Source organism: Streptomyces sp. NPDC047061, assembly GCF_040643955.1.
In the GTDB taxonomy this organism is placed as follows: Bacteria; Actinomycetota; Actinomycetes; order Streptomycetales; family Streptomycetaceae; genus Streptomyces.
In genome coordinates this window covers 1-1,095 of record NZ_JBEYVI010000143.1, presented here as the reverse complement: position 1 = coordinate 1,095, position 1,095 = coordinate 1, and the positions used below count along the sequence as shown (strand labels likewise).

Here is a 1,095-nt window from a genome sequence, read left to right as displayed (position 1 = left end):
TGTCCCCGGCGAGGCCATCACCGTGACGCCGCCGGCCAGCGCGATCCCGCACTCACCCGACCGCAACGCCTGCGCCGCCAGGTGAATCGCCGTCAACGACGACGAACACGCTGTATCGATCGAGACCGCGGGACCCTGCAACCCCAACGCATACGCCACCCGACCCGACGCCACACTCGCCGTCGTCCCCGTCAGCCCGTAACCACCAGCACCGTCCTGCCCCCCGACCCGATATCCCGAGGCGATGATGCCGGCATACACCCCCGCATCGGTCCCCTTCAGCGACCCCGGCGCAATCCCCGCGTCCTCCAGCGCCTCCCAACACGTCTCCAGCAACACCCGCTGCTGCGGATCCATCCCCAACGCCTCACGCGGACTGATCCCGAAAAACTCCGCATCGAACCCACCCGCACCATCAAGGAACCCACCCACCCGGGCGTAGGCAGCGCCCTCATCACCAGACCCGAACAGGCCCGACGTATCCCAGCCACGGTTCACCGGGAACCCCGACATCGCATCGGAGCCTGCGGCAACCAACCGCCAGAAACCCTCCGGGTCCTCCACCCCACCCGGGAACCGACAACCCATCCCGACAATCGCCACCGGCTCATCCGCCCCGACACGGACCACCGGCACAGCGCTCTCCCCGACAACCCCGTCGACCCCGCACGCCTCTGCAACCAGATACCGAGCCACCTCCAGCGGCGTCGGCTGGTCGAAGACCAAGGTGGCGGGAAGGCTCATGCCGGTCTCGGCCGCGAGCCGGTTGCGGAGCTCCAGCGCGGTCAGCGAGTCGATGCCCATGTCACGGAACGCCCGCTCGGAATCGATGTCGGCCGAGCTGGCATGACCCAGAACGGCGGCGACAGCGGCCCGGACGATCTCCAGGACTTCCCGCTCACGCTCTGCAGGGGCAAACGCGGCCAACCGGGCCGCCAAGCCACCCGCGGCCGCGGCCGCGGTCGGTCGGGCGGGCGCACCGGCGGCCAAGCCACGCAGTAGCGGGGGTATCGGTCGTCCCGGGCGTGACAGTCCCGTCAGGTCGAGGCGGGCCGGGACCGCCGACGGGACACCCCACGCGACCGCGGCCTCGAA

At 70.4% G+C, this 1,095-nt stretch carries 1 protein-coding gene; it reads right to left on the bottom strand.

The features are described 5' to 3' along the window. A partial coding sequence (locus ABZ887_RS51185; RefSeq protein WP_361306621.1) for a type I polyketide synthase occupies window positions 1-990 on the bottom strand: 990 nt, incomplete at its 3' end. Window positions 991-1,095: the final 105 nt, after the last annotated feature.